5 protein-coding genes and 1 pseudogene are annotated in these 4,035 nt (G+C 73.5%); 3 read left to right on the top strand and 3 right to left on the bottom strand.

Annotation, left to right across the window (positions count from 1 at the left end; all coding sequences use genetic code 11):
• Positions 1–504: ROK family protein (locus AB0M88_RS42930; RefSeq protein ID WP_364112167.1), on the top strand; the 504-nt coding region annotated here is incomplete at its 5' end.
• Positions 505–649: 145 nt separating this feature from the next.
• Positions 650–1,474, top strand: coding sequence for an alpha/beta hydrolase (locus AB0M88_RS42925; protein WP_364112165.1), 825 nt, complete (start codon positions 650–652; stop codon positions 1,472–1,474).
• Here the strand turns inward: AB0M88_RS42925 and AB0M88_RS42920 are convergent, their stop codons facing one another.
• Positions 1,475–1,948, bottom strand: coding sequence for an Lrp/AsnC family transcriptional regulator (locus AB0M88_RS42920; protein WP_364112163.1), 474 nt, complete (start codon positions 1,946–1,948; stop codon positions 1,475–1,477).
• A gap of 9 nt (positions 1,949–1,957) precedes the next feature.
• Here AB0M88_RS42920 and AB0M88_RS42915 point away from each other — a divergent pair.
• Positions 1,958–2,890: pseudogene (locus tag AB0M88_RS42915) on the top strand (amino acid permease); the annotation flags it as partial.
• 315 nt (positions 2,891–3,205) lie between these two features.
• On the opposite strand, the gene AB0M88_RS42910 reads toward AB0M88_RS42915, so the two are convergent.
• On the bottom strand, positions 3,206–3,784 hold the full coding sequence (locus AB0M88_RS42910) for a dihydrofolate reductase family protein (RefSeq protein WP_364112161.1): 579 nt from the start codon (positions 3,782–3,784) through the stop codon (positions 3,206–3,208).
• A 70-nt stretch (positions 3,785–3,854) separates the two neighbouring features.
• A partial coding sequence (locus AB0M88_RS42905) for a hypothetical protein (RefSeq protein WP_364112159.1) occupies positions 3,855–4,035 on the bottom strand: 181 nt, incomplete at its 5' end.

Below are 4,035 nucleotides of genomic sequence, written 5' to 3'. Positions count from 1 at the left end.
CCCTCCTCCCCGGCTCCCGCCGTGCCTTCCTCCCCGGCTTCGGCCGTGCCCTCCTCGCCGGCTTCGGCCGATGCCGTGGCGGAGGCCGAGGATGCCCGGCGCCGGGGGCGGCTGGAGGTGGTGGCCGCCGCGCCGGGCGTCGTCCAGGCGGCCCGCCGGGCCGGATTGGCCGACGCGGTCTCGGCCCGCACGATCTTCGCGGCGGCGGCGGCCGGCGATCCGGTGGCCGCCGCCGTCGTCTCGGCCGAGGCGGTGCTGGTCGCCGACGCGATCTGCTCGATCGTCGCGGTGGCCGACCCCGACCTGGTCGTGCTGGGCGGCGGCATCGGCCAGGCCGCCGGCTTCCTCGACCGGGTGTCCGACCACGTCCGGGCCCACGCCCCGGTGCTGCCCGCGCTGCGGGTCAGCGCCCTCGGCGACGACGCCGTGGTCGACGGCTGTCTGGCCGCCGCGGGCGAGCGCCTCTGGCAGCGCCTGACCGACGAGATGACCCCGGCGTCCTAGGTGCCGGTCGGGTGGTCCGGCGGCGGCGGAGTGGGGCCGGCACCGGGCGAACCAGGCCGAATTTCTTCGACGTCGACATAGACCAGGTCCCGCGTCAGGAAAAGCGGCCGCGCCGCACCCGCCCGATCATCTAACGTCACCGGCCATGACGGAGACTTTCGTATCGTCCGGCCCGCTGAGTCTGTGGACCGAGCGCACCGGCGACCCCGGCCACCCGGCCGTCCTGCTGATCGCGGGCGCGGCCGCCCAGGGGATCGCCTTTCCCGACACGATGGTCAACCGCCTCGTCGCCCGGGGCCGGCAGGTCATCCGGTTCGACCACCGTGACACGGGCCGGTCGAGCACCGTCGACTTCGACCGGCACCCCTATGCGATCGGCGACCTGGCGGGCGACTGCCGGGCGGTTCTCGACGCGTACGGCTTGGCCGCGGCCCAGCTGGCCGGCGCGTCGATGGGCGGGGTGATCGCCCAGTGGCTGGCCGTCCACGAACCCGCGCGCGTCCGCTCCCTGACCCTGCTCGGGACCACGCCGATGGGCCGCCACCCCGATCTGCCGGGCCCGTCGCAGCGGTTCCTCGATCACCTGAGCGAGCAGAGCGGCATGACGCCGGGTCCCGAGGCCGACATCGCCCTGTTCCGCGCCATGAACGGCGACGTCCTCCCGTTCGACGAGCCGGCCGCCCGGGCCATGCTCGAACTCGCCTGGTCCCGCGCCGCCGACCCGGCCGCCGCCGCCAACCACCACCGGGCCGGCCGGATCTTCGCCCCCGACTGCCTGGTTCCGCTGTCCACGATCACCGCCCCCACCACCGTCGTGCACGGCGACGAGGACCCGCTCTTCCCCCTCGCGCATGGCGAGGCCCTGGCCGCCGCCATCCCGGGAGCCCGCCTGGAGGTCGTCCCGGGAATGGGCCACGTCTACTTCTCCCCCGGCCTCCCGGAGCGCCTGGCCGATCTGATCGCCGGATAGTCATTCGAGGCCGGCGAGCGGCAGCGGGCCGCGGTTCTTGATCGTGCGGATCGCGAAGGTGCTGCGCGCCTCGACGACGTACGGGATGGCGAGGATCTGGTCGAGCAGGATCCGCTCGTACGCGGCGAGGCTCGGGGCGGCGATCTCGACCAGCAGGTCGGCCTCGCCGGAGATCAGGTAGGAGGCGACCACCGCCGGGATCGCGTTCAGCGCCTCCTCGACCTTGGTCGAGGTCTCGTGGGCGTGCCGGTTCACCTTCAGCTGCACGAAGATCGTCAGCTGGAGCCCGAGCTTCTCCCGGTCGAGCTCGGCCCGGTAGCCGGCGATCACGCCCGCCTGTTCGAGCGCCCGCAGCCGGCGCAGGCAGGCCGACGGCGACAGGTTCACCGCGTCGGCCAGCTCGATGTTCGGGATGCGTCCGTCGGTCTGCAGCCGGGCCAGGATCGCCCGGTCGGTGGCGTCGAAAGTGGGCATCACAACATCATGCCGCTGCGGGCCGCGGGCGCCGCACGAAGTTGCGCCGGGGTCGGTCTCGGGGGCAATATTTGCCATCGCGCGGCGCGGCCGTCCGGCAATGATTGCGTCATGACCACCACCCGCGGGATCGCGCTCTACATCGGCGCACTTCTGGGCCCCGGCCTGCTCGTACTCCCCGGCCTGGCCGCCGCCGAGGCCGGCCCGGCGTCGATCCTGGCCTGGGCCGGCCTGCTGCTCCTGTCCGGTCTGGTCGCCGTCGTCTTCGCCCGGTTCGGCACCACCCTGCGCTCGGCCGCCGGCGTCGCCGACTACGTCCGGGCCGGCCTCGGCGACCGGGCCGGCCGGGCCGCCGGCTGGTGCTTCCTGGTCGGCATCATCGCCGGGGCGCCGATCGTGTGCACGATGGGGGCCGGCTACCTGACAACCAGCCATCCCCGTCAGGCCCTGGCCGCCGGGGTCATGCTCGCCCTGCTCATCGCGCTCAGCCGGCGCGGCCTGCGGGCGTCGACCGCCGTCCAGCTCGGCCTGGTCGCGGTGCTGCTGCTGGTGCTGGTGCTGGCGGTCGGCGGCGCGCTCCCCACGTCGCACGCGGCGAACTTCCGCCCGTTCGCCCCGCACGGCTGGTCGTCGATCGGCAGCGCGGCGGCCGTGCTCATGCTGTCCTTCTTCGGCTGGGAGGCGGTGGCGCCGCTGACCAACCAGTTCACCGACCCGCGCCGCCAGCTGCCGCGCGTGATCGGCGTCGCGTTCGCCGTCACCGCGGCGATCTATCTGGCGCTGGCCGCGGTCACGGTCGCCGCGCTGGGCCCGTCGGCCGGCACCGAGGTACCGATGACCGCGCTGCTCACCTTCTCCATCGGCCCGGCCGCCCCCATCGTCGCGGCGGCCACGGCGGTGCTGCTCACCCTGGGCACGGTCAACGCCTACCTCGCCGGCGGCGCGGCCCTCGCGCGTACGGTCAACGGCCCGTCACCGACGACGGCCCGCTGGTTCCCGGTCAGCCTGCTCGTCTCCGGCGCCGTGATCCTCGGCCTGATCGGCTTCGGCGTCCTGCCGGTCGCCACCGCGGTGACCATCCCGGTGTCGTTCATCCTGGTGGTCTACATCGGCTGCATGCTCTCGGCGGCCCGGACGATGCCGGGCCGCACGCGGCCTATCGCGGTGGTCGCGGCCGTCGCCAACCTGCTCATTCTCGGGTACGCCGGGAGCACCGCCCTCCCCGCGATCATGGTCGCCGGGATCGCCGCCCTCAGATCACCGCGCGGTCGGGCGGTAGACAAGCTCCTGGCTACGCCCGTCGAGCGTCCGGCTGCCGACCAGCTCGAGGTCGAAGTCGCCCGCGCCGCCGAGAACGGGGCTGGTCCCGGTGCGCCCGGAGATGACGGGAAAGATCGTGACCTGCACCCGGTCGACGAGGCCGGCGGCCATCAGCGCCCAGTTGAGCGACAGACTGGCCTGCGAGCGTAGTGGCACGTCCGACTCCGCCTTGAGCCGCGTGACGATCTCCACCGCGTCGCCGCTCTCGATGGTCGCGTCCGGCCAGCCGAGCGTGTCCCGCAAGGTCGACGAGATCACCGTCGCCGGCGTGCGCCACGTCCGGACGTTCCACTCGTCGAGCGCGAGGGGATCGATGCCCGACGACAGGATCGCCGCGGTCTCCCGGAAGGTCGTCGCCCCGAACACCATCCGCTGCGGCGTGTCGAAGAGGGCGGCGCGGTGGGCGAGCAGTTCGGGGCCTTGCTTGCCCCAGTAGCCACCCCAGTCGGCCCCCTCGCCGAACGAGCCGTAGCCGTCGAGGGTGGAGAAGACGTCCCAGGTGTAGAGCGCGGTCATGGCAGTTCCCTTCATGGTTCGCGGTCAGTCCCTCGTTCTTTCCACGAACCGCCCACGCCCACTCCGACACTCATTCCGAAAGTTCTCGAGGACTGGTTCGCTTCTCGGCCGCGCCGCCCTCGGGTGGGCCCGCGAGCGACTGCTCGCCGGGCGCCGGCTCGGGGAACTTCGCGTCGAACGCCGGGCGCTCCGAACGGATGCGCGGCATACGGTCGAAGTTGCGCAGCGGCGGCGGCGACGAGGTCGCCCAC

This window comes from Actinoplanes sp. NPDC051411 (genome assembly GCF_040682075.1).
GTDB lineage: Bacteria > Actinomycetota > Actinomycetes > Mycobacteriales > Micromonosporaceae > Actinoplanes.
The sequence above is the reverse complement of the archived record's forward strand: the minus strand, read 5'-3'. Positions and strand labels throughout refer to the sequence as shown.

Bases quoted from the DNA above. Each gene is read 5' to 3' on its own strand.
- AB0M88_RS42925 (WP_364112165.1), top strand. From the start codon at position 650: ATGACGGAGACTTTCGTATCGTCCGGCCCGCTGAGTCTGTGGACCGAG.
- AB0M88_RS42920 (WP_364112163.1), bottom strand. From the start codon at position 1,948: ATGCCCACTTTCGACGCCACCGACCGGGCGATCCTGGCCCGGCTGCAG.
- AB0M88_RS42910 (WP_364112161.1), bottom strand. From the start codon at position 3,784: ATGACCGCGCTCTACACCTGGGACGTCTTCTCCACCCTCGACGGCTAC.